Source organism: Streptomyces sp. S07_1.15 (assembly GCF_020739505.1).
GTDB lineage: Bacteria > Actinomycetota > Actinomycetes > Streptomycetales > Streptomycetaceae > Streptomyces > Streptomyces xinghaiensis.
Map to the genome: position 1 here is coordinate 6,628,104 of NZ_JAJBZK010000001.1, position 22,474 is coordinate 6,650,577.

The window sequence follows — 22,474 nt, forward strand, 5'->3', positions numbered from 1 at the left end:
GTGCGCCGCCCGTCGTCCGCCGCCGCGGCGCCCGGCCGGCCGGGGCCGGACCCGGTGGGGTCGGGTCCGGCCCCCTCCCGGGGAGGCGGGTCATCCGGGGCAGCCGTCAGCCGCAGCTACCGGTGATCCACTTGTGGGAGCGGACCTTGTAGGTGCCGGCCAGATTGCCGCCGTGCTGGTTCCGGGTGCAGCCCACCCGGTCGGTGTAGTTGGCGCCCTTGTAGTAGGCCACGCCCGAGTAGCTGCCGGTCCCGGCGTTCCACACCGACTTGACGTTGGTGGTGGCGGCCCAGGAGCACTTGACGGCCCCGTTCTGCCAGTCGGGGTCGGCGATGTCCCAGGCGCACTTCTTGCCGGTGAAGTCGTAACCGGTCCAGAAGCACACGTCGCCCGTCGCGCAGTCCACGGCCGCGGGCGCGGCCGGCGCCGCGGTGGCGGAGGACGCCGGCAGGACGAAGGCCGTGGCGGCCGCCGCGCTGAGGGTGAAGGCGGCGAGCAGGGGCGCGGTCCGGCGCCCCTTGAGTACGGAAAGGAAGTGCATGGGCCCGTCTCCTCGGAGTTCGTTGGCTCGTGCGGAACGGGCTAGACGCTCGCAACCGGGCGCCGGAACGGGCAAGGAGATCGGCCGGGACGGGACGCCTGGGACGGTGCGGCGGTCCCGCCTGGCACGTTGCGGGACGGCTGGGACGGAAGTGGGATGCGCTGTCGGCGTTCCGTGGCAGAGTGGGGCCGGGGGCGGGCCGACCACCGTCCCGCAGGGTGTGGCAAGGGGGGGTGCGCCGATGACGGCGTGCGGGGAAACCGAGCGGTTCGCCGCGTTCTTGCGTTCGCTCAAGGACCGGTCCGGAATGAGCTACGAGGCGCTGGCCAGGAAGTCCGGGATGAGCGGCTCCAGCCTGCACCGCTACTGCCGGGGGACCTCCGTCCCGCAGGACTACGGAAGCCTCCACCGGCTCGCCGTCGCCTGCGGAGCGGCCCCGGACGAGCTGCGCACGCTGCACCGCCTCTGGGCCCTGGCGGACGCGGCCCGGGAACGGGACGCGGCGGGGGAACGAGAGGGGGACGCGGCGGGGGAGAGGCGCGGCCGGGAGACGGCGGGGGAGCCGGTCCGACCGGGGGCGGCGGGGCGGACCGGCACACGCCAACCGGCGGAGCGGGGACGCCAGTCGGCGGATGGGGCCGGGGCGGCCGGTTCCGCCGAAGGCGCCAGATCTGCCGAAGCCGCCGCCGAGGCAGACACAGGCACCGCACCGGCCAGTGACACCGGACCCGTCGGCGACACCGGACCGGCCGGCGGCACCGAGGCGGGCGGCGGAACAACGCCCTCCCCGAAGAGCGGGACGGAGGGGGACGCCCGGCCCGAAGAAGCCCCCCGGACCGGCACAGTCCCCCGGACGGAGGACGCCCCGGACAGCGCCGCCGAGCACACCGGGACTACCGCGTCCCCCGCTCCCACCGCTCCCACGGCTCCCTCCGCTCCCGCCGATGACCACCGGAACGAGCGCGCACCCTCCGCCTCCCCGGGACGGCGCCGGATCCGGGCCGCCGTCGGGGTCATCGCCGCGGCCCTCGCCCTGAGCGCCACCGCCTGGACCGTGGCGACCCTCACGTCCTCGTCCGGGAACGGCGGAAGCACAGGCAGCACCGGCGAGGCCGCCGAGAACGGCCGGCGGCTGCTCTTCACCGCCTCCTGCAGCCCTGTCGTGGCCATGGGCCAGCACGACGCCTGCGCACGGGAGGTGCAGCAACTGCTGCACGCCAAGGGCGCGGACATCGACGTGGACGGGAACTTCGGCCCGCAGACCCAGCGAAGAGTCACCGCCTTCCAGGTGCTCGCCGGCCTCAAACCCAACGGGGTCGTGGGCGACGCCACCAAGAAGGCGTTATACGAGCAGCCGGTGAAGATGAGCGTGTGGCCGCCGGAGAAGGTGCGCCAGCGCATCCGCGAGGTGTTCACCGAAGCACCGGACCGGGCCGTCGTCATCGCCGACTGCCAGTCCTTCCTCGACCCGCTGCACATCCTCCCGAACACCAACGGCTCCAGGAACTGGGGCGTGTTCCAGATCTCCGACATCCGCCTGCGCGACCTCGGCGGCACCCCGCGCCAAGCCCTGGACCCGGAGTGGAACATCCGCGCCGCCAAGCGCCTGTGGGACCAGCACCGGGACTTCCGCGACTGGCCGCACTGCGACCGGGTTTTCACCCCTTCCCCGGAGTCATCGGACACGGCACGCTGACCGGGAGCCGGGGACGCCCAGCGATGTACCTTCGCGGCCGGTGTCCACTCCCCCTCCAGGCACCGATGACGTCCGAGGGGGCGCCGCGTTTGAGGTCTCGATCTGGGGATGTGCGACTGGTCCGGTCGGAATCGAAACCGGTTGCGCTGTGGTGAAAGATGAGGGATGTGGTCACCAAGGAACGCGCCGTGGAACTGGTCGAGGACCTGCTGTCGAGAGAGCGGCAGAAGTCACCATGGATGGCAGGGCCGCCCGAGCTCGCTGTCCTCGATGTGGAGGAGCACGCCCTCGGGTGGCTGGTCTTCATGCAATCGGTGGAGTACATCCGCAGCCGCGATATCGGGAAGATGTTGGTGGGCCATGGTCCCTATCTGGTGGACCGACAGGACGGGAGCATTCACCACATCCCTGTCACTACGTTCGTCGGCGAAGGCTGGGAGGAGCTCTACCTCCAACAGGTCAGAGGCGTCCGACCACCCGATCCGCTGATCACAGATGTCCTGGCACTCGTGTGCTCCGACGGGACCATGGCCGCGATACGCCACCTACGGAAGCAGGCCCCGTTGTTGGGACAACAGCAGGCGAAGGCCTATGTCACGGCTGTCCGGGACGGAAAACAACCTGCAGAGGAACTGGTGGGCCTCACCCGGAAGCCGCAGATGTGCCCTCCGCTACCCATCAGTACGTTGGCGGGCCCGGCTCGGTAATGGCCAGGCAAAGGGGAGGCCCGCGACACTCGTGTCTTCCTGCACGAGGTCGCGCATCTCGCTGTGGCAAGGGCTGCGGACGTTCCCGGGAGGATAAGTTTCGGAACGCGGCTTCAATTCCGTGTGATGCAGACCGATATCAGCGGTATCGAACTCGCTCCCCGCCGCCATCGACTGACCGTCTACCTCGCCGGTATCGGGGTCAATCTCGCTGTCGCCTCCACGGCGGTTTTGTTGCTTGCCCTGGTGCCGCCGAACACAACGGCGCACCGTATCCTCGCGGCCGTGGTGCTGTGGGCGGCCCTGCCCCTCACCTTCCCGTTCATGGTGTCGGTCCCGGCGAGCCACTGTGAAGGAGAGGAATTCCCCGTAATGCATGAGATTTTCGATGGTGCCCACGGAACCCGGCTTGAACAGGCGTCCTACACACCCGACTTCATGGAGCGCTTCTGGCGTATCGGGGCCGAGGGCTTCTGGAAGCTGGAGCGTATGCAGCATTATGACGAAGGTGACTTCCCAAGCTATGTGGCATTCCGCAGTGGCGACTGGGGGCACTCGCTGCAATTGATCGAGGAGTTGCGCCCGGCGTACGAGGAGGAGTTCGGGAAGATCACCGAATCGGGTATCGGCCTGCACCGGGTGCGGGTCGTCGAGCGGCCCGTCACGCCGTATATCCAGTGGGAGCTGAACGTCCTGCATGTCAAGCAGGAGTACGGGGAGCAGGTGTCCGTGCTCGAAGCGGAGCGGGTCGCGTCGTACGAGCGGGAGGAGCCCTTGCCCGAACTGTGCGTGCTGGGCTCCGAGGCCGTCTACGTTCTCGACTACACCCCTGCGGGCGCGCCCGACGGCGCCACGCGCTTCACCCAATCGGACGTCGTGGCGCGGTCCCGTGCCTTCCTGCGCGAGTTGTACGCGAAGGGGGAAGGGGTGGAGGCCTACTTCCCCCGGGAGATCGCACACTTGGAAACGCCGGACCCAGGGTTCTGAGCAGGTTCAGCGGTTACGGCGATGACCGTCGGCCCGCCCCATCACCGGAGCGGGGTGCGGCGGGACGGTCACGTTTGGCCGGGCGGAATGGGCGTGGCCTGGTGGTAGTACATCTGCCACTGTCTGTCCGTGCCACTGAGACCGGGTCTTCACCCCCGTCTCCCGAGTCCTCCGGCACCGCGAACCGCTGATCTCCCGGACCCCGGACGCCCGGACGGCGGGCTCCGTTCCGCCTCCCGGGCCCCACGGATGTGCGCCGTCCCACCCGCGGAGAACAGAACCCGCCGCACCGGGCGGCTCGTCCTGACGGGCAGGAACGAAGGCACAGGCCAAGCGGACGGGAAACCATGGGAGAGCGGAACAGCAGCGCGACATCGGCGGCGGGGAGAGCAACACCCGAGAGGGCCAGGTGGTGGTCGGCGGCCGGGAAGGCGGGCAACCGGTCATCCCGGACACGGGGGCGGATGCTCGCCTTTCCGGCCGTGCTGACAGCAGTGCTGCTGGCGTTCCACCGGCTGGTCCCGAACACCCCCGGCCGCCTGGGGAGCCTGCTCGAATCCTTCCTGCCCTGGTCCGGCCTGGTGATCGCGGTGCTGCTCGGCCTGGCACTGCTGCGCCGCTCGGCTGTCGCACTGCTGGCCCTGCTCCTGCCGGTGGCGGCCTGGACGTACCTCTTCGGCGGCCTGCTGCTGCCCGGGGACGAGCCCGGTGCGCACAACCTGGTCGTGGTGCAGCACAACGTCAGCGACGAGAACATCGACCCCGCCGGCACGGCCCGCACCCTGGCCGATGCCGAGCCCGACCTCATCGCCCTGGAGGAACTGCTCCCCGCGGCGCTGCCGGTCTACGAGAGAACCCTCGCCCCGCACTACCCGTACCACGCGGTGGTGGGCACCGTCGGGCTCTGGTCGCAACACCCGCTCACCGATGTCGAAGAACTGGACATCAAACCCGCCGGGATCACAGAACCCTGGAGCCGCGGACTACGGGCCGCCGTCCGAACTCCGCACCGTGAGGTCGCGGTGTACGTCGCGCACCTGCCCTCGGTCCGCCTCCACGCGGCCGGCCTGGCCTCCTCCCGGCGCGACGAAAGCGCCGACCTGCTGGGCAAGGCCGTCGCCGCCGAGGAACTCGGCACGGTGATACTCCTCGGCGACCTCAACAGCACGGTCGACGACCGCGGGCTGGCCCCGCTGACCTCGCAGATGAACGTGCCGGCCCGGGGCTTCGCCTTCAGCTTCCCCGCCGCCTTCCCCGTGGCCCGGATCGACCAGATCATGGCCCGCTCCGCGACCGTCGGTCACATCGGAACCCTGCCGACGACCGGCGGCGACCACCTCCCGGTCATCGCCGGGATCGGACTGGGCTGAGGGGTCTCTTCCCGGGCGGCAAGTCTGCGCACGCGACAACTGCCGTGCTGTGACGCAACCAGCCGGATCGGCCTCCCCGGCCGGCCCGCCGGCTCGCGCTTTTACGGAACGCCGTGTCCGACGGGCGGCCTGCGGAGCGTCAGTAATGCCAGGGCTGGTCGTTCGGCCGGAGAACCCAGAGCCTGTCGGACGACGGGTAGGAGGTGTCGAGGTAGAGCGTGTTCCAGCTGCCGTTCCCGTACTTGTCGAGCGTCAGCGCGAGACGCTTGTTGACGACGGGACGCCAGATCTGCCAGCGCGAGTTCGTGCCGGAGATCGTCTCGTGCTGGAGGTTCCACTTCTGGAGCTCCGACCCGTTGCAGGTCTTCACGACGACTCGCATCCCGCGCGTCGGCGAATCGGTCAGCGGCTGAAGGCACTTGTTCGCCGCCACGTTCCTGAGGACGCGGTTGTACGTGTCGTCGTGCTGACGGTCGCCGACGACCTGTGACGTCCATTCCTCCGTGCTGTACTTCCAGCCCGGGTCCCGCAGGCTGTTGGCGAAGGCGCCCTCGGCCACGGTGTTGTTGTCCACCAGGGCGAGACGCGAGCCGTCCTTCTTGTTGATGAGGTCGAAGGAGCCCGGCTCGGCCGAGGCGGGCGCGGTGCCGGCGGCGACAAGGCCGGACAAGGTCAGTACGGCGGTGGACGCGGCGACGGCGGTGCGACGAATCCTGGGCATGGATGTGCCTTCCTTCCGAGGGGGTGCGGCCTGGACCATGTGGCCGAGTCTGCCCGGCAATTGCCGCCTATCGGGGCTTTCGGGGTGAGACTCCATTCCATGGTGTAAATCCGGCAGTGGAGAGGCATTCACCCCGGGCAGGTGGGGTAGCTTCGCTGGCTTGGCGGCGACAACGCGGCTGCCGACGAGCGTGGTGCGGGCGGTGCGGCTCAGTTTCGCGGCGACGTGCAGCAGCCGGTAGCGCAGCTTCTTCGGTTCGGCCGTGGCGAGGGCGCCGTCCAGGAGCAGGGTTTGGGTCCAGGCGAGCAGGTCGATGCCGGTCAGAGCGCGTTCGAGCCACGCTTGGTTGATGGCGAACTGCCGCGACGGGAACCGGCCGAACCCGGTGGTCTTGCCGGTGCGGATGCGGTCCTCGACGCGGGCGTGGCAGCGGTGCTGCACTTCAAGGAATGGGACCGAGCCGCCACCGTGGGGTGTGTCAGTGGCGAAGACCTGATGCCGCATACCGTTGACCTGGTCGAACAGTGACAGTTGCGCGCCGGGGTGGGGGTGTTCCCGGCGGCAGACCAGCCGGGTGCCGGCCGGGAACGCGGCCAGCACGCCGGGGTCGGGATGGTCGGTGAGCTCGACGACCTGGGCGCCGTCACACAGGCTGCCGCCGCCGTCGGGCGCGGGCATTGCCAGGTCGACCGCGACGCGGCCTGGTTCGCGCGTTGGCCGGCGCTGCCGGTTCAGGCCCAATGCTTGGACGAACCCGCTGGTCAACCCGGTCTTGTCGGCCAGATCGGTGAGCAGACGGGCGCCGGCTGGGAGATCGTGTCAGGAGCCTTCTAACGGTCGTCTCAGATTCGCTTGGTACGAAGTCGGCGTCAGATGAGCGAGGCAACTCGTGTGTAGGAGGCGTTGATGGTTGTCAAGGTAACGCCGTCAGGGAAAGCGCCGCCCGGGCGGTTGAGATCCTGGGTGGGCGCCATGGCGCTGGTGACGGCGTTCCCTGTCGCCGCCCGCGGGTCGCACGCCGACAACAGCGCGGGGCCCGGCGCGGCCGGCCCGCACAGCGCGCACGCGGGCGGGTCGTCAGCTCCACCACAGCCGCCGTACTGAAGCATCTCGCAGACGGATGCCGTACGGATACCACACCACACAAACACCTGAGGAGAGACTGACATGAAGTCTATGGGACGCCGCGGCTTTCTGGCCGCTTCCACGGCACTTGGCGCTGGTGCCGGCTTGTCCGCGTATGCCGCCGTTTCGGCAGTGGACGGGAACAAGGCTCCGGACAAGAATCCGGACATTGCATTGCGAGACCGGGACCTGCCCTTCATCGGCACGGAGGAGACCTTTTCGACTCCCGCGTTGATGAAGCTGAACTCCATCAATCAGGAACACATAGCGTTCCTTGAGGAAATTGGTCTTTCGGATCTGGGTCAACGCCGCATCGGCGCTATGGATGCGGGGGGACTCAACGTTCAAATCCTCTCTGCTCATACACCCTCCGTACAAAATGTCCCTGGGCAAAGGGGCATCGACCTTGCCTATCGTCTTAACCGGCAACTTGTAGACGGGCCAATCGCCAAATATCCGGGCCGCTTCAAGGCTTTCGCCACCTTGCCCTTGCAGAGCCCGGAGGCGGCGGCGGACGAACTGGAACGCTCGGTTCGGGAAGATGGCTTCTTGGGCGCACTGACCAACGGACACATCGCGAAGAAGTATCTCGATCATCCCGATTTCGAGCCTGTGCTGGCACGTGCCGTTGCTCTCGATGTGCCGATCTACCTGCATCCCGGCTATCCGGCTGACGAGGTCTTCAAGATCTACTACAGCACCACACGGTCTGAATACACGGAAGAGTACCAGGACTACATTTTCAGTGGGTCTGGATATGGCTGGCACCAGGAGGTGCTGACCCAATGCATTCGGATGATCGCGTACGGGGTTTTCGACAGATTCCCCAAACTGAAAATCATCATCGGCCACATGGGCGAAGGTCTTCCCTTCTACTACGAGCGGATCGTCAATGACATGGGCGAGCCGACCGAAGACTCGCTCGAGAAGCCCCTCGGGCAATACTTCCAGGACAACTTCTGGGTCACAACCAGCGCATTCCCCCAGACCGAACTGCTCGATCTCCTGCTGAAGTACATAAGCGTGGATCGAGTGATGTTCGCAACCGACTACCCGTTCGCGGACATAAAAGAGCAGACGGACTGGTTCCGCGGAGTCGATTTGCCACGCGAAGACAAGGAAAAGATTGCGTTCCGAAATGCAGAGAAACTATTCGGAATGAAAGTGCCCGTGAAGTGATACGCCGGCGTCGGCCGGAGTGAAAGAATGCTTTGCTGTAAGGCGAGAGTACGGCCGAAGTGTGCGATGCGCGGCTGCCCCATAACGCGGTCTCATACAGGCTCTTCTAAGATGGAACGGGGTTCACGCCCGGACCGTTCACCGGTGGGGCGCGGCTCCGTCCGCCGGACCGGTTGACCAGCGAACGGCGTCATGGCTCGGTGGGGCACCGAAGAGGCGCCGGTATTCGCGGCTGAACTGGGACGGGCTGTCGTAGCCCACGCGGTAGCCGATATAGGCGATGTCCCTGGGATGTGTGGCGAGCAGCAGCCGGGCTTCGTGCAGACGTATCCGCTTCTGGAACTGAATCGGGCTCATTCCCGTCACAGCCTGGAAATTGCGGTGCAGCGTCGAGGAACTCACGCCGATGACCGCCGCCACGTCCTCCACACGGAACGGGTTTCTGTAGTTTTCCCGGATCCACTGCACGGCCCTCGCGATGTGGGAGAGCTTGCTGTCGGCGAGGCCGATCTGGCGGACCGTCGCCCCCTGCTCGCCGGTGATCAGCCGCCACAGGATCTCCCGCTTGACCAGCGGCGCGAGCATGCCGGCGTCGCGAGGGCGGTCGAGCAGGCGGACCAGCCGCACCACGGCGTCGAGAAGCTCGTCGGACGCGTCGCTGACGGCGATGGCCGGGGCTGCGGAGCCGTTCCGCGGAACGGTGCCGGGAGCCGCTTGCAGCAGCATCTCGGCGATCGTCGACGACTCCAGCAACAGGCCGAAACCCAGAGCCGGTTCGCGCGGGCCGGCCTCGGTGAAGTGGCCGGTGACGGGCAGGTCGACCGATGCGACGAGGTACTGCCCGGCGTGGTAGTCGAAGACGCGGTCGCCCAGCGCGAGACGTTTGGCGCCCTGGGCGATCAGCGCCATGACCGTTCCGCTCATCGACGCCGACGGCGCGTCGGCCCGCTCCGCCCGGCCGATCTGAACCCCCTCGATGGCGGTGGTGTAGCTGTCGGATCGCGCGTGACGGGCCAGCAGGGTACGGAGCTCATCCAGCGACATGGCCCGATTGAAGCACTCCGGTGGAGGAGGGCCAACAATCCGTTCACCGTCCGGTGCGGACGAGAGGATCGGGCAAGGGTCCGCCAGTTCTGGGCAATTCTTTCGCCTGCGGCGTCGGCAGAATGGACACCGCCTCGAAGGATTTCCCCGGGGACGAATGCTGTGGATGTTCCCGGCATGTGCGATGCACTGCACACGCATGGCTCCGCCGCATGCGACGAGAGGAAAAGGATGACGGACGACACCCGCAGCGAGATCTCGCTCCGCGTGAATGGCGTGGTGTGCGGCCTGAGTGTCGACAATCGCAGGACGCTGCTCGACGTATTGCGTGAGGACATCGGCCACACCGGTTCCAAGAAGGGCTGCGACCACGGGCAGTGCGGTGCCTGCACGGTGCTGGTCGATGGCCGGCGGGTGGTGTCGTGCCTGACACTGGCGGTCGCCGCGGAGGGCACGGAGGTCACCACGGTGGAGGGCCTTTCCGGCGATGGTGGACTGTCGCCGCTCCAGGAGGCGTTCGTGCGGCTCGACGGCTTGCAGTGCGGATACTGCACTCCCGGGCAGCTCTGCTCGGCTGCCGGGATGCTGGCCGAACACGCGGAGGGCCGGCCGAGTGCGGTGACCGCCGAACTCCCCCCGGGCGCTCCCGCGCCCGAGCTGGATGCCGCCGAGGTGAGGGAGCGCATGAGCGGCAATCTCTGCCGGTGCGGCGCCCACCCGTCCATCGTGCGTGCCGTGCTCGAGGCGGCGGCCCGCCAGGAGGTGGCGAGGTGAAGGAGTTCGCCTACCACCGGCCCGCCCGGGTGCGGGAGGCTCTCACCCTGGTCGCCGGGGACGACGGCGCCCGGTATCTGGGTGGCGGTACGAACCTCGTCGACCTGATGAAGGACGGGGTGGAGGCACCCACCCGGCTGGTGGACGTACGTCACCTGCCGCTCGGCGGTGTCCGTGAGGCGCCGGACGGCGGGCTCGTCATCGGGGCGACGACGAGCAACAGCGATGCGGCTGCCCACCCCGGGGTGCGCGCCCGCTATCCGGCGCTGAGCCAGGCCGTGCTGGCGGGGGCCTCGGGCCAACTGCGCAACATGGCCACCGTCGGCGGCAACCTGCTGCAGCGGACCCGGTGCGCCTACTTCGCCGATCCGTCCCAGCCCTGCAACAAGCGGGCTCCCGGCAGCGGGTGCTCCGCGCTCCTCGGGGAGCACCACAACCACGCCGTCCTCGGCTGGTCCGAGCACTGTGTGGCCACCCACCCGTCGGACATGGCGGTGGCCCTGACCGCGTATGACGCGGTGGTGCACTACGAGACGCCGGACGGATCCGGTGAGATCCCGCTGCCGGAGTTCTATCCACCGGTCGGCGGCACACCGCGGCGTGAGACGGTGCTGCCGCCGGGCGCCCTGATCACCGCGGTCGGCCTGCCGTCCTCCGCGGCTCTCCCGCGAGCGCGCTACCGCAAGATCCGCGAACGCGCGTCCTACGCCTTCGCCAACGTGTCGGTCGCAGCGGCCCTCGACGTGCGTGAGGGAAGGGTCGCAGACGTGCGGATCGCTCTCGGCGGGCTGGCTTCGAAGCCGTGGCGGGCCCGGACCGCCGAAGCCGTCCTGCGGGACGGGTCCGCCACCACCGGCAGCTTCCGCGCCGCCGCCGACGCGGAACTGTCCGCCGCCAGGCCGCTGCGCGACAACGCGTACAAGGTCACCCTGGCCCGCAATCTCATCGAGGCCGTCCTGACCGAACTCGCCGACCGGACCGAGTGACGACCGGACCGAGTGACGACCGGCCACACGGCCATCAAGGAGAGAGCCACGCATGAACCCCATCTCTGCCGGCGCGTCCGCGGACGCGGAGAAACCGGCCGGGCACCCCACCGCCGCCCCGCGCACAGACCCGGCGGACCGGCCCATGTCCCCCGTGGGAACGCCGCAGGCCCGGGTGGAGGGCCCCGCCAAGGTCACCGGAAGCGTGCGCTACGCAGCCGACGAGCCGATGGAGAACCTGGCCTTCGGCCACGTCGTCACCTCCACGGTGAGCCGGGGACGCATCGCCGGCATCGACGTCTCCGCCGCGGAGGGCATGCCCGGGGTGCGGGGCGTGATCGACCACCGCAACGCGCCCCGGCTCAACCCGGAGGCGGGATCGTTCTTCGGCCCCGACGGCGGCATGCACCTGCTGCAGAACGACGAGATCCCCTGCTCCGGCCGGCCGATCGCGCTGGTGGTGGCGGAGACGATCGAACAGGCCCGGGCGGCGGCCGCTGCGCTGCGGGTGACGTACGAGGAGGCACCGCACGACACCGGTTTCTCCCTCGACCACCCGGCCGGCCGGCCGGCGGTGTCGTTCTTCGGCGAGGACGCGACCATCGGCGACGTCGACGCGGAACTGGCCGCGAGCCCGGTGGTCGTCGACGAGCGCTACCACACGCCCCAGCAGCACGGCGCCGCCATGGAACCGCACTCCGCGACCGCCTGGTGGGAGGACGGACGTCTGCAGATCCTGGACTCCACCCAGGGGCCCTTCCTGACCGCCATGACCGTGGCCACGCTGTTCTCCCTCGACCCGCAGCAGGTGCGGGTCCGCGCCGCGCACGTGGGGGGCGGTTTCGGTTCCAAGTCGGCGGGCTGCGGCCCTCAACTCGTCCTCGCGGCCATGGCCACGACGGTGCTCGGCCGTCCGGTACGGGTCACCCTCACCCGGAAACAGGTCTTCCAGGCGGTGTCGCCCAGACCGGCGACCGATCAGCGCATCCGCATCGGGGCCGGAACCGACGGCCGTCTCCGGGCACTCGACCACGCCGCGGCCTTCGAGGTCTCCAAGCTCGCGGAGTACCTCGAGAACTGCACCGAACTGTCCAACACCCTCTACGCGGCACCGGCGATCCGCACCCGGCGCACCGCGGTCCCGCTCGACATCCTGCCCCCGTACTCGGTACGCGGTCCCGGCGCGACACCCGGCTCGTTCGCGCTGGAATCCGCCATGGACGAGGTGGCCGAACGCCTCGGCATGGACCCCCTTGAACTCCGGCTGCGCAACGAGCCCACCGTGGGCCCCGTATCGGGCCTGCCGTTCAGCAACCGCAACCTCGTCCCGTGCCTGCGCGAGGGCGCCCGCCGGTTCGGCTGGGCCACGCGCGACCACCGCCCGCGCAGGCGGAGAGAGGGACGACTGCTGGTCGGCACCGGGCTCGCGGCCACGTCCTTCTCCGCGGGCGCCCTGCCCTCCTCGGCGTCGGTCACCGCCGAGACCGACGGAACCTTCACCGTGGCCGTCGGCGCCACCGACATCGGAACGGGCGCACGCACCGCGCTGACCGCGGTGGCGGCCGAGGCGCTGCACACCGGTCCCGAGCGGATACGGCTCGTCATCGCGGACAGCGACCTCGGACCGGCCTGGAGCGCCGGCGGATCCCGGGGAACGACGTCCTGGTCATGGGCGATCACCGAGGCCGCAGCGGAACTGCGCTCCCAACTGCGCGGCGCCGCACTGCCGTTGACCGTCACGGCCGACACCACCGCCTCACTCGGCAAGCTGCCCCCCATGGAACGGCACGCGTACAGCGCCGTGTTCTGCGAAACGACGGTCGACCCGGCCACGGGCGAAGTGCGCGTCCGGCGGCTGCTGGGCATGTTCGCGGTGGGCCGGGTGGTCAATCCGCTCCTGGCCCGCAGCCAGGTCATCGGCGGAATGATCACGGGACTGTCCATGGCCCTGCACGAAGAGGGCAGCCGTGACCCCGTCACGGGCCGGCACGTCAACGCCGACTTCGCCGGGTACCACATCGCCGCCCACGCCGACATCCCCGATATCGAAGCCGACTTCGTCCAGGACTACGAACCCGGCGACCCGTCGGGCATCAAAGGCGTCGGCGAGATCGGCACCGTGGGCACCGCGGCCGCGATCGCCAATGCCGTCTGGCACGCCACCGGCACCCGCCGGCGGTCCCTCCCGATCCGCCTGGACCGGGTCCTGGAGGAACACCCTCCGCGGTGACTCACCGCGGTGACTCGTCCGCGTCGATCGGCGGTCCAGCCGCGCCGGGGGACCGCCATCCGTCCCGCCGCAGACCCCGCCAGGAGAGGAGGTACATGTGCTGCGCGAGATCTGGCCTTTCGCCGACGCCCATCACCGCGCGGGCCGGCCGGTGGTGCTGGCCCGGCTGGTGGGCCGCGACGGCCCCGGATCACGGCCACTCGGCGCCACCATGGCGGTCGCCGGGGACGGTACGTGGCGGGGCTCGCTGTCGGGCGGCTGCGTCGAGGGCATCGTCCTGGAGAAGGCCCGCGAGGTCCTGGCCGGAACGGCGCCGCACGTGACGACCGTGTCGCCCGGGGAACACCTGCTGCCCTGGGAGGAAGCGCCCGCCTGCGCCGGTGACCTGCGGGTCCTGGTCGTGGCCGCGCCGCCCGAGCCCGTCCACTCCGCGATCACCACGGCACTGACCGAGGACCGTCCGCTCGCGGTCCGGGTCCAGCTGCGGCCGCCGTACACCTGGTCGGTGGCCGCCACCGTGAGCCGGCTGCCCGACGACGGCCCCGCCCACACGGAAGAGCTGGGGCAGCGGCCGCGGCTGCTGCTGGTCGGTGCCACCGACCTCGCAGCGGTACTCGCCGCTCTGGCCGCCCCGCTGCACCGCAGGACCGTCGTCCTCGACCCCCGGCCCGCCCATGCCGCCTCCGGAGCCTTCCCGGCCCCCGTCACGGCCGTCCGCACCTGGCCCGACGAGTGGATCACCCGCCACCCGCTCGACGCCCACGACGCGGTCGTCGCGCTCAGCCACGACCCACGCATCGACGACCGCGCCCTCCGCGCCGCCCTGACCGGCCCGGCCGGATACGTCGCCGCCCTGGGCAGCCGGACCACCCATGCCCAACGCCTGCGGCGCCTGGCAGGCACCCCGGGGCTCGACCGCCTGCACGGGCCGGCCGGCCTCGACCTCGGCGGAACCTCCCTCGCCGAGAGCGCCCTGTCCATCCTCGCCGAGCTCGTCGCGGCCGGCAACGGACGCAGCGGACGGCCGCTCCGCGACGGCGACCTGCCCATCCGGGCCACCGCTCTCTCACACGGCGGTGCGTGAGGCGATGTCCGGACCAGCAGGTTCCGTCCACCGGCTGCGGCTCCGGTCCGCACCACCGAGCCTCCGGATCAACCGGATCACGGCCCGCTCGGCGACCATCGGTCACATGACACCCTGCGCGCCACCCGCAGCACAGCGATCACCTCCCGGCAGGCCGTGCCGGTGCCGGAGCGGCGTACGGCCGCGCCCACCTCGTCTTCTTCCCGGGTCATGACGGCGCCGTCTTCCGCCAGGCGTCCAGCAGTTCGCGCTCGCGGCCCGCGCTCAGGCCGGCGCGGCGGGGCCGGGCGAGGCCCTGCTCGCGTTCCCAGCGCAGGGTGTCGGTCAGCAGTTCTGCCCGGGGGCGGTGGCGGAGGCCCGCGGCGCGCGCCGCCGAGCCGTCACGGGCGGACCAGCCCTCCCAGCCCGGCTCGACCAGCCACATCGGCAAGGACTCGTCCCCCATGTACTCGGCCACGCCGTTCGCGAGCAGCCATGCCGAGTCGGCCGTCACCACCGGGCCGGTGTGCCCACCGATGCTTCGGGACAGCTCGATCCACTCGCTGAACGGGCCGACCGGGCCGACGGCGTTGTACGTGCCGGTGGCCCCCGCCTCCGCGCTGTCGAGCAGCCATGCGGTGAGGTCCCGTACGTCAACTACCTGGGTGGGCAGGTCAGGTGTGCCGGGAACCAGCATCGGCCCGTGTGGATCGCGCGCGGCGCGGGCCGCCCAGTAGCCGGAGCGCCCGGTGTGGTCGCCCGGGCCGCCGATGAGGCCGGAGCGCGCGATGAGCAGGCGGTCGCCCACGGCTGCCGCCGACGCCTGCTCGCAGGCGACCTTCGCCTCCCCGTACAGCGAGCGGTCCACCTCGCTCCGGTCGGTCGGGGCGAGCAGGGCCGCCGACTCATCCGCGCCGGGGGTGCCGTGGGAGGTGTAGGCATTGCAGGAGGAGACGTAGGTCCAGTGCCCGGCCCTGCCACCCAGGGCGTCGAGTGCCCCGCGGACGAAACCCGGCTGCCACGACACCTCGACCACGGCGTCCCACTCGCGGTCGAGCAGCGGCTCGTACGCACCGGGTTCGCGCCGGTCGGCGGCCACCAGCCGCGCCCCGTCCGCGACTTCGCCGCTCTCGCCCCGCGCGAGGCACGTCACCCGGTGACCGCGCGCCAAAGCCAGCCGCGCCACCTCCCGGCCCACCCACGCCGTTCCACCCAGTACCAGGATCTCCATCCCGCCACCCAAGCACCACGCGCGGGGAACGCCCAGGCGTATTCGCTGACAGCGGACCCGGAACGGCGAGGGCCCTGCCGGGCGGGTGAACACGCGCGGCAGGACCCTCACTGTGCGGGCGGGCTGTGCTCTCCGGTCAGGCGGACGGGCCGGTGACGAGCCCGACGAACGACGCCCAGACGTCCGGGGACACGGTGAGTGCCGGACCGGTGCGGTTCTTGGAGTCCCGGACGTGGACGGAGGCCGTCATGGCGGCCACCTCCACGCACTCACCGCCTCCGCCCGTGCTGTAACTGCTCTTGAACCATGCTGCCTCGGGCACGGCCGACTCCGAGCGCTCAGCGTTCATGACTCTCCCAACAGTCTCTCGACGAAAGTCGATGACTCACGCGGTGTGAGTGCCTGAGACCGGAGAATGCCATAGCGGGTTTCGAGTTCGCGGATCTTTGCCTGCTCCATGTACAGGCGGCTGTCGTCCTGCACCTCGGTATAGGCGACGCGCCGCCCCGTCGATGTGTCGATCAGTGTGAACGGCCCTCCCAGAGCCGCGTGATCCTCCCGCTCGGTCGGCATGATCTGGATCTCCACGTTGCGAAGCTGCCCGAGGCGAAGCATCTTCTCCCACTGCTCCCGCAGCGTTGTACGCCCGCCGATGGGCCTGCGAACGGCTGCCTCCTCGATGATGAAACTGAGAAGCGGCGCGGGCCGCCGGGCGTGAACCTCCTGGCGCGCCATGCGCGCGCTCAGGCGCTGCTCGATGATGTCCTCGTCGAGCAGCGGCCGTTGGAGGCGGAACCCGGCCCGTGCGTAGTCCTCGGTCTGCAGCAGCCCGGGTACTGCGTAGACCGCGTAGACGTACAGGGCCGTCGCGCCCGCCTCAAGGCGCGCGGCGTCGCGGAAGAAGCTCGGGTACTGGGCCCGCTCGACCTCCTCTTTCAGCGCTTTGAGGAGACCGCCCGCCCCCAGCACCTCGTCCGCCCTGTCGATGAACCGGGGCAGCGGGATCCGCCTGCCCTGCTCGAACGACGCGATGGAGGACGCCGAGTAGTTCGTGAGGGAGCCGAGCTGTGGACGTTCCAGGCCCGCCCGTGTGCGCAGCAGCTTGAGCTGGCGGCCGAACGCCGTCACGATGCCCGTTCCCGCCCCGTCGTCCCGGTGCTCGAAGTCGTCGGCCGCCGGGTGGCCTTGGTTCCGGGCCGCGGCCGTCGTCTCCTGTCCCGTCGGTTCCTCGCGCATGTCGTCCCCCTCGTGCACGTGCCCCCACCGTCCTTCCAGCCGGCCGTATGCTCAGCACTGTCCAACCGGACAGGCCCGGGCCCGGTAACGCCGCACAGCGCGTACAACGCCGCGAGCGGTGTGCGTGCGCGGCGTACAGCACACCGCTCCGGCTGTTTCTGCCCGCACAACGGTGGCCGGTGCGGGGACAATGGAGCGGACGGGGCGCGTCACCGCTGGTCACGCCGGTCTTCAGCCGCCAGCGTGGCGGCATGAACAGCGAGACCGGGCAGAACGCGGCCCTTGTCGGAATCCCTTCCGTCGCACAGGACTTGACCCTGCGCTTCAGCTCCACCCCGCGCGGTGCGCGGCTCGCGAGGCGGCTTGCCGGACAGTGGCTGGACGAGCGGGGCGTGCCGTACGGGAGCGAGACGCACGACGCCGTGACGCTGGTGGTGGCCGAGTTGGCGTCCAACGCAGCACGGCACGGGTGCGTCCCCGGACGGGACTTCCGGCTCGGGATGGCCATCGGCCGCGGTGGCGTACGCGTGGAGGTGACCGACACCCGGGCGGAACGGCTGCCGGTTCCGGCGCGGCCGGGGGAGCGGGACGCGGACGCGGAGTCGGGTCGGGGCCTGCTGCTGGTGGCGGCGCTGGCCGACCGGTGGGGCTGGGAGCCCCGGAGCGACGGCCCGGGGAAGACCGTGTGGGCGGAGTGCCGGCTGCCCGGCCGCCGGAGGGCCGGGTGATCGCCTGCTTCCGCGAGGCGGCGGTCGTCCACCGGGCGCCCACTGTCGCCGTGGGAGGACCCGTCGCGGTGTAACGCCGGCACAACGTGCCGTTTCGGCCCCGTGGTCGTTGTGCAGTCGGCGTAGGGCCGGTTGCGGTATGTGGGGGAGGGCGGCCATGGAGGTCGAGGGCGTGCATCACGCCTACGGTCGGCGTGTGGTCCTGCGGGGCGTGGACATGCGGCTTCGGGCGGGGTCCCTGTGCGGGATCGTCGGGGAGAACGGTGCGGGCAAGTCAACGCTGTTGAAGATCCTTTCCGGTGAGATGCGGCCCGCGCGGGGTGTGGTCCGGCATGGTGGCCGGTTCGGTTACTGCCCGCAGCACGTGGTTCTCAACGACGCGCTGACGGTCCGGCAGCATCTGAGGTTCTTCCAGAGGGCCTACCGGCTGGCGGATCTGCGGTACGCCGAGGAGGTCATGGAGGTGCTGGGGTTCGCCGGTTACGCGGGTGAGCGGGCCGGGGTGCTCAGCGGCGGGACGCGGCAGAAGCTGAACGTGACGCTGGCGCTGATGCACGACCCCCAGGTGTTGTTGCTGGACGAGCCGTACCAGGGTTTCGACTGGGACACCTACCAGCGGTTCTGGGATCTGGCCGTGCGGTTGCGGGACGCGGGACGCTCCGTCCTGGTCGTCTCCCACCTGGCGTACGACACCGAGCGCCTGGACGCGCTGTGGCGTCTGGACGGCGGGTTGCTCCGTCAGGACCGGGCGGTGGCCGCGTGAGGTTCCACCTGTCCCGGTTCGCCCTCGCCACCGGCTTCGCGTTGACCGAGCACGGCCGTAACCGGTTCGCCCTGCTCCTCGTGGTCCTGTTCGTTCCGCTGTGGACGACCCTTGCCTACCTGGTGATGCCCGACACCCCGGCCCCCATGCAGTTGCACGCCACGGGCGAGAGGCTGTCCCCCCGTGGCAACGAGCTGACCGAGATCAGCGGCGCGCTCAACGCCATCACCCTGATCACCGGCTTCATGATGTTCTCCGCAACCTTCTCCGGCAGCAGCTTCGACCGCCGCCTGGCGGTGGCCGGCTACCCCCGCGTCCACCTCGTCCTGGCCAAGGTCACCGCACTGGCTCTCATCTCGGCGGTGGTCGCCGCTTACGCCACCGCCGTCACCTGCCTGGCATGGACGCCCCGCCAGCCTCTGCTGCTGGCCGCCGCACTGTTCAGCGCCGGCCTCACCTACGGCGCGCTGGGAGTCGGCTTCGGCTCGGTGCTGCGCCGGGAAGTCGAGGGCATGTTCGCCATCGTGATGACCAGCATCATCGACCTCGCACTGCAGAACCCGATCTCGAGTTCCGGGGCCGACAGCCCGGTCATGCGCTACCTGCCCTCCTACGGCGCCATGCAGGCCAGCACGGCGGCAGGATTCTCCACCACCCCGGTGCCACGCCACCTGGCCATCGAGTTCGCCTGGTTCGCGGGCGCAGCCCTGATCGCGCTACTGGGCTTCTGCCGCAGCACGCGCAGCACCCTGCCCGCCGGCCCGCACCGCCCTGAACCCGGTCCGGAAAGCGGTGCTGCCCACCTCCCCACGCCGCGCCGGGCTGCCGCGCCGGCAGCCACAGCCGACACGGAAACACCCTGAGGTCCACGCCCCGAGATGCCCACGACACCACATCCCGCCCCCGCCACCCCCGACACGGCCACGCACACGCGGCCCGGCCGAGCCACCACCCGTGCACTGACGGGTGCGGACCCTGCCCTGCGGGCGGCGTACCGGGTGTGCCGCCGCACCACACGGCGGCACGACCCCGCGATCCACGCGCTCATCCAGCTGATGCCGGCCGTGCTGCGCCCGGCGTGCTGGGCGTTGTGGGCGGCCGCCACCGCCCTTGACGACCTGGCGGACGAACCGGATGTGGCACCGGCCGAGCGCGTGGCCCGCGTCGAGGCGTGGACCAGGGCACTGAAACACGACCTGGCGGCGGGCACGAGCACCGATCCGATCCGACAGGCCCTGGTGGACACGGCGGGACGGTGGCGTCTGGACCTGACCAGCCTGCAGAGCGCCATGGCCCAGACGCGGGAGGACGCCCACGGGCTGCGCTTCGCCGACTGGCCCGCCTGGCGGGCCTGGTGCAACAAGGGGGTCGTGCCCTGGGCCGACCAGGTACGGAACCTGTTCGAGCAGGTCGGCGCGCCCATGCCGCTACGGCTGGACCGACAAGCCGACTACGAACACTTTGTCGCCGGTGCCCAGCTCACCGACGTCCTCACCGACCTGAGCACCGATCTCGCCCAGGGCCTCCTGCTCCTGCCGCGAGAAGCGCTGGAGCCCTTCCCCGGTGCGGAGACGGACCTGCTCCAAGGACGCTGGAGTCCACCCGTCGCGGCCTTGATCACCGAGCTGACGGCCCTGGCGCGCCGACGGGTGACCAGGTCTGCCATGACGAGAGGGATGCACCCCGGAGCGGCCATCGTGCTGGACACGGCGGCCGGCCTGATGCGCGCCCAGCTCGACGCCATCGACGCGGCCGGTCCCGCCCTGCTGCAACGTGCCCCGCGCCCCTCCCTCGCGACCCGCGCCCGCGTGCTGGCCCCCGGCCGCCTGCGCTCAGCCCTGGCCTGGAGTCTGGCCCCCCTGACCGTGCCGGGCCCCCGACGCCCCGCGGTCACCGCGAGCCTTCCGAGCCCGGCGGTCGAGGACACCGGCCTGCGACCACCCCCAGCCCACCCCAGCGGCGCCCGGCCCCCGCAGATCGCCGCCGACCGGATGCCCGCCCATGTGGCGGTCATCATGGACGGCAACGGCCGCTGGGCCGAGCAGCGCGGCCTGCCCCGCTCCGAAGGCCACCGCGCCGGCAGCGCCGCCGCGCACGAAATGATCTACGGCGCCCTGGAGATCGGCCTGCGCAACCTCACCCTCTACGCGTTCTCGACCGAGAACTGGAAACGCGGCACAGAGGAAACCTCGGTCCTCCTGGCCGCGCTCCGAAGCGAACTCGACGCGGACCTCTTCCGTGACCTCGACGTGCGCCAGCGCTGGTCGGGTAAACCCGGCAGACTGCCCGAAGAACTCGTCCAGTCCCTCATGCGCCAGGAACGCCGCACCCGTCACCGCACCGGCCTGACACTCACCGTGTGCGTCAACTACGGCGGCCGCGACGAGATCACCCGGACCGCCGCAGCACTCGCACAGGCAGCCCGCGACGGCGACGTAGACCCCACGCTCCTCGGCGAGGACGACTTCGCCCGCCATCTGCCCCACCCCGACATGCCGGACGTGGACCTGCTGTGGCGCACCGGCAACGAACAGCGCACCTCCAACTTCCTGCCCTGGCACGCCACCTACGCAGAGCTGTACTTCACCCCCGGCTGCTGGCCCGACATGGATCGGCGTGACCTGTGGAAGGCCATCACCGAGTACAGCCGCCGCCAACGCCGCCACGGCGCCGTTCCGGCCCCCGTCGCTTCCCGCGACACCACCGCCTGTCTGCTCACGCCCGAACGGCCCGCCCGTCCCTGACGCGTTCCGGCGCAGCGGTCTTTCTCCCTCCTGCTCCAGGATCGGCGTTTCGGCCGGTACGGAGAGGCAGTCCCTGGTCGTACCCGTGCGTCCATGTCGTGCGGACCTGCCATCCGCGAGCCGTCCGGCATTGCGCCGGACCGGGTGGCGGCCGGACCTCTCATCAGCGTCTCCGACGACACCTCCCGGCCCGGTGAGAGGTCACACGATCCGGTGAATGGGCTTCCTTTCACCAGGTGGCGTCGTTCACCAGGCATGACTTCCATCGACCGGCCGGCAATGCGCTCCCGTGGTTCCGGATTGTCATTGCTCCTGCGTACCGTCACGGCCGTGCAGAAGCGGGAGGACGCTCGCCCTCGCGGCCTGGGCGCACGGCACCGTTTGTCGCGCCGTTCGGAGCACCTGTTCGTATGCCTGTGGGCCGCCGGCATCCTTCCGATCTGCCTGATCGAGCCCCATTTCGGGACGTTCGGCCAACTGGTCATTGGGCTGGCTGTCGCCGGCGGTGTGACGTTCATGGTCTGGCACGAGAGCTCCTGGGTCCGGGTACAGGTCCTGTGCGCCGTCGCTGTGGCCTGCGCGGTGGAGTTCGTGGGAACCCACGGCATGGAGTGGTGGGACTACCGGCTCGGCAACCTCCCGGCCTGGGTTCCTCCCGGCCACGCGGGTATCTTCCTCATCAGCGTCATCCTCGCCCGCACACCAGCACCTCGATGGCTGCATCACGCCGCTTACGCCGGCCTGACGGCGTGGTCACTGTGGGGGCTCCTGCTGGCCGAGCGGACGGATTACAGCGGCGTCTTCGGTCTCCTCGTCATCGCCGCGGTCCGTCAACACCCCGTAATGCGAGCGCGTATTCCATGGATCATCGCGGTGACCGTTCCCTGTGAGTTCGCCGGCACCCTCTTCGGCCTCTACAGCTACCGGCCCCACGACGTCACCGGACTGCTCCTCATGGGCAACCCGCCCTCCGGACTTCCCGGCGGCTACGCCCTTGTCGACTTCGCGGCACTCCTCATGGCTGGCGCCGTGCACCAGGCGTGGCACCGGCACCGTGGCTCGGCCGAAGCCCGCAGCGAGCTCGCGTCCCCGCCCCCCGCACAGTGATCCCCGCAGGCGATCACCCGCTGAGAACAAAGAGTGCTTCGAGTTGCCGGCTGGGCCGGCCCGGCCTGCTCAGCCTTCGCCCGCGGGCAAACGATCACCTGGACGACCGTCCGGCGGCGGCGTGGTTCGAGGTCCAGCACGCCGACGTCCCGGCTCTCCGGCTGTACGAGCGGGCGGGGCTTCGGGAAATCCGCGGCTACCACTACCGGACCGCCGGGGGATGAGCCCCGGCGCCGATGCCC

Annotated in this window: 20 protein-coding genes and 1 pseudogene; 14 read left to right on the top strand and 7 right to left on the bottom strand. The window is 70.3% G+C overall.

The genetic code is table 11. From position 1 onward, the window contains the following. Window positions 1-106 precede the first annotated feature (106 nt). Window positions 107-541 (bottom strand): peptidase inhibitor family I36 protein, encoded by a 435-nt coding sequence (locus LIX60_RS28525; protein WP_227961948.1) that lies wholly within the window; start codon window positions 539-541, stop codon window positions 107-109. A gap of 241 nt (window positions 542-782) precedes the next feature. Here LIX60_RS28525 and LIX60_RS28530 point away from each other — a divergent pair, with 241 nt between their 5' ends. From LIX60_RS28530 to LIX60_RS28545, 4 genes are all read left to right on the top strand, one after another. Continuing rightward, window positions 783-2,237 (top strand): helix-turn-helix domain-containing protein, encoded by a 1,455-nt coding sequence (locus LIX60_RS28530; RefSeq protein ID WP_227961950.1) that lies wholly within the window; start codon window positions 783-785, stop codon window positions 2,235-2,237. Between the two features lie 188 nt (window positions 2,238-2,425). Then, window positions 2,426-2,944 carry a YrhB domain-containing protein gene (locus tag LIX60_RS28535; RefSeq protein WP_308101897.1) on the top strand — a complete coding sequence of 173 codons (519 nt, stop codon included), beginning with the start codon at window positions 2,426-2,428 and terminating at the stop codon, window positions 2,942-2,944. Window positions 2,945-3,070: 126 nt separating this feature from the next. Then, window positions 3,071-3,931 (top strand): DUF6879 family protein, encoded by an 861-nt coding sequence (locus LIX60_RS31845; RefSeq protein ID WP_308101899.1) that lies wholly within the window; start codon window positions 3,071-3,073, stop codon window positions 3,929-3,931. Between the two features lie 464 nt (window positions 3,932-4,395). Then, window positions 4,396-5,301, top strand: a complete 906-nt coding sequence (locus LIX60_RS28545) for an endonuclease/exonuclease/phosphatase family protein (protein WP_227961954.1) — start codon at window positions 4,396-4,398, stop codon at window positions 5,299-5,301. A gap of 904 nt (window positions 5,302-6,205) precedes the next feature. Here LIX60_RS28545 and LIX60_RS28550 read toward each other — a convergent pair. Beyond that, window positions 6,206-6,802: pseudogene (locus LIX60_RS28550) on the bottom strand (transposase); the annotation flags it as partial. Between the two features lie 387 nt (window positions 6,803-7,189). On the opposite strand from LIX60_RS28550, the gene LIX60_RS28555 reads away from it, so the two are divergent. Continuing rightward, entirely contained in the window at window positions 7,190-8,326 is a 1,137-nt protein-coding gene (locus LIX60_RS28555; RefSeq protein ID WP_227961957.1) for an amidohydrolase family protein, read from the top strand. Window positions 8,327-8,464: 138 nt separating this feature from the next. Here LIX60_RS28555 and LIX60_RS28560 read toward each other — a convergent pair whose 3' ends face one another. Next, the gene (locus LIX60_RS28560) at window positions 8,465-9,370 is read right to left on the bottom strand and encodes an AraC family transcriptional regulator (RefSeq protein WP_227961959.1); all 906 of its coding nucleotides are present in this window, start codon (window positions 9,368-9,370) and stop codon (window positions 8,465-8,467) included. A 231-nt stretch (window positions 9,371-9,601) separates the two neighbouring features. On the opposite strand from LIX60_RS28560, the gene LIX60_RS28565 reads away from it, so the two are divergent. The 4 genes from LIX60_RS28565 to LIX60_RS28580 all read left to right on the top strand — a co-directional run bounded on the left by LIX60_RS28565 (window position 9,602) and on the right by LIX60_RS28580 (window position 14,444). Then, complete coding sequence (locus LIX60_RS28565) at window positions 9,602-10,144, top strand: (2Fe-2S)-binding protein (protein ID WP_227961961.1); 543 nt, start codon at window positions 9,602-9,604, stop codon at window positions 10,142-10,144. Continuing rightward, window positions 10,141-11,130 (top strand): xanthine dehydrogenase family protein subunit M, encoded by a 990-nt coding sequence (locus LIX60_RS28570; protein ID WP_227961963.1) that lies wholly within the window; start codon window positions 10,141-10,143, stop codon window positions 11,128-11,130. The genes LIX60_RS28565 and LIX60_RS28570 overlap by 4 nt, the downstream gene beginning before the upstream one ends. Window positions 11,131-11,182: 52 nt before the next feature. Continuing rightward, window positions 11,183-13,360 (top strand): xanthine dehydrogenase family protein molybdopterin-binding subunit, encoded by a 2,178-nt coding sequence (locus LIX60_RS28575; RefSeq protein ID WP_227961965.1) that lies wholly within the window; start codon window positions 11,183-11,185, stop codon window positions 13,358-13,360. A 97-nt stretch (window positions 13,361-13,457) separates the two neighbouring features. Continuing rightward, window positions 13,458-14,444, top strand: a complete 987-nt coding sequence (locus tag LIX60_RS28580) for an XdhC family protein (RefSeq protein WP_227961967.1) — start codon at window positions 13,458-13,460, stop codon at window positions 14,442-14,444. Between the two features lie 77 nt (window positions 14,445-14,521). On the opposite strand, the gene LIX60_RS31615 is transcribed toward LIX60_RS28580, so the two are convergent. The 4 genes from LIX60_RS31615 to LIX60_RS28595 form a co-directional block, all read right to left on the bottom strand. Continuing rightward, window positions 14,522-14,656, bottom strand: coding sequence for a hypothetical protein (locus LIX60_RS31615; protein WP_265584955.1), 135 nt, complete (start codon window positions 14,654-14,656; stop codon window positions 14,522-14,524). After that, entirely contained in the window at window positions 14,653-15,654 is a 1,002-nt protein-coding gene (locus LIX60_RS28585) for an NAD-dependent epimerase/dehydratase family protein (protein WP_227961969.1), read from the bottom strand. The genes LIX60_RS31615 and LIX60_RS28585 overlap by 4 nt, the downstream gene beginning before the upstream one ends. A 136-nt stretch (window positions 15,655-15,790) precedes the next feature. Then, window positions 15,791-16,003, bottom strand: coding sequence for a DUF397 domain-containing protein (locus LIX60_RS28590; RefSeq protein WP_227961971.1), 213 nt, complete (start codon window positions 16,001-16,003; stop codon window positions 15,791-15,793). Beyond that, the gene (locus LIX60_RS28595) at window positions 16,000-16,890 is read right to left on the bottom strand and encodes a helix-turn-helix transcriptional regulator (RefSeq protein WP_227961973.1); all 891 of its coding nucleotides are present in this window, start codon (window positions 16,888-16,890) and stop codon (window positions 16,000-16,002) included. The genes LIX60_RS28590 and LIX60_RS28595 overlap by 4 nt, the downstream gene beginning before the upstream one ends. 251 nt (window positions 16,891-17,141) lie before the next feature. On the opposite strand from LIX60_RS28595, the gene LIX60_RS28600 reads away from it, so the two are divergent. The 5 genes from LIX60_RS28600 to LIX60_RS28620 all read left to right on the top strand — a co-directional run bounded on the left by LIX60_RS28600 (window position 17,142) and on the right by LIX60_RS28620 (window position 22,232). Continuing rightward, window positions 17,142-17,618 (top strand): ATP-binding protein, encoded by a 477-nt coding sequence (locus tag LIX60_RS28600; protein WP_227961975.1) that lies wholly within the window; start codon window positions 17,142-17,144, stop codon window positions 17,616-17,618. 157 nt (window positions 17,619-17,775) lie between these two features. Next, window positions 17,776-18,381, top strand: a complete 606-nt coding sequence (locus LIX60_RS28605; RefSeq protein ID WP_227961977.1) for an ATP-binding cassette domain-containing protein — start codon at window positions 17,776-17,778, stop codon at window positions 18,379-18,381. Beyond that, window positions 18,378-19,244 (top strand): ABC transporter permease, encoded by an 867-nt coding sequence (locus LIX60_RS28610; protein WP_227961979.1) that lies wholly within the window; start codon window positions 18,378-18,380, stop codon window positions 19,242-19,244. The genes LIX60_RS28605 and LIX60_RS28610 overlap by 4 nt, the downstream gene beginning before the upstream one ends. A gap of 15 nt (window positions 19,245-19,259) precedes the next feature. After that, the gene (gene uppS, locus LIX60_RS28615; RefSeq protein WP_227961981.1) at window positions 19,260-21,125 is read left to right on the top strand and encodes a polyprenyl diphosphate synthase; all 1,866 of its coding nucleotides are present in this window, start codon (window positions 19,260-19,262) and stop codon (window positions 21,123-21,125) included. 255 nt (window positions 21,126-21,380) lie between these two features. Beyond that, the gene (locus LIX60_RS28620; protein WP_227961984.1) at window positions 21,381-22,232 is read left to right on the top strand and encodes a hypothetical protein; all 852 of its coding nucleotides are present in this window, start codon (window positions 21,381-21,383) and stop codon (window positions 22,230-22,232) included. The last annotated feature ends 242 nt before the right edge of the window (window positions 22,233-22,474 follow it).

Excerpts from the sequence above, each read along its gene's own strand:
- LIX60_RS28525 (WP_227961948.1), bottom strand. The coding sequence starts at position 541 with ATGCACTTCCTTTCCGTACTCAAGGGGCGCCGGACCGCGCCCCTGCTC.
- LIX60_RS28530 (WP_227961950.1), top strand. The coding sequence starts at position 783 with ATGACGGCGTGCGGGGAAACCGAGCGGTTCGCCGCGTTCTTGCGTTCG.
- LIX60_RS31845 (WP_308101899.1), top strand. The coding sequence starts at position 3,071 with ATGCAGACCGATATCAGCGGTATCGAACTCGCTCCCCGCCGCCATCGA.
- LIX60_RS28545 (WP_227961954.1), top strand. The coding sequence starts at position 4,396 with ATGCTCGCCTTTCCGGCCGTGCTGACAGCAGTGCTGCTGGCGTTCCAC.
- LIX60_RS28555 (WP_227961957.1), top strand. The coding sequence starts at position 7,190 with ATGAAGTCTATGGGACGCCGCGGCTTTCTGGCCGCTTCCACGGCACTT.
- LIX60_RS28560 (WP_227961959.1), bottom strand. The coding sequence starts at position 9,370 with ATGTCGCTGGATGAGCTCCGTACCCTGCTGGCCCGTCACGCGCGATCC.
- LIX60_RS28565 (WP_227961961.1), top strand. The coding sequence starts at position 9,602 with ATGACGGACGACACCCGCAGCGAGATCTCGCTCCGCGTGAATGGCGTG.
- LIX60_RS28575 (WP_227961965.1), top strand. The coding sequence starts at position 11,183 with ATGAACCCCATCTCTGCCGGCGCGTCCGCGGACGCGGAGAAACCGGCC.
- LIX60_RS31615 (WP_265584955.1), bottom strand. The coding sequence starts at position 14,656 with ATGACCCGGGAAGAAGACGAGGTGGGCGCGGCCGTACGCCGCTCCGGC.
- LIX60_RS28585 (WP_227961969.1), bottom strand. The coding sequence starts at position 15,654 with ATGGAGATCCTGGTACTGGGTGGAACGGCGTGGGTGGGCCGGGAGGTG.
- LIX60_RS28590 (WP_227961971.1), bottom strand. The coding sequence starts at position 16,003 with ATGAACGCTGAGCGCTCGGAGTCGGCCGTGCCCGAGGCAGCATGGTTC.
- LIX60_RS28595 (WP_227961973.1), bottom strand. The coding sequence starts at position 16,890 with ATGCGCGAGGAACCGACGGGACAGGAGACGACGGCCGCGGCCCGGAAC.
- LIX60_RS28600 (WP_227961975.1), top strand. The coding sequence starts at position 17,142 with ATGAACAGCGAGACCGGGCAGAACGCGGCCCTTGTCGGAATCCCTTCC.
- LIX60_RS28605 (WP_227961977.1), top strand. The coding sequence starts at position 17,776 with ATGGAGGTCGAGGGCGTGCATCACGCCTACGGTCGGCGTGTGGTCCTG.
- uppS (WP_227961981.1), top strand. The coding sequence starts at position 19,260 with ATGCCCACGACACCACATCCCGCCCCCGCCACCCCCGACACGGCCACG.
- LIX60_RS28620 (WP_227961984.1), top strand. The coding sequence starts at position 21,381 with ATGACTTCCATCGACCGGCCGGCAATGCGCTCCCGTGGTTCCGGATTG.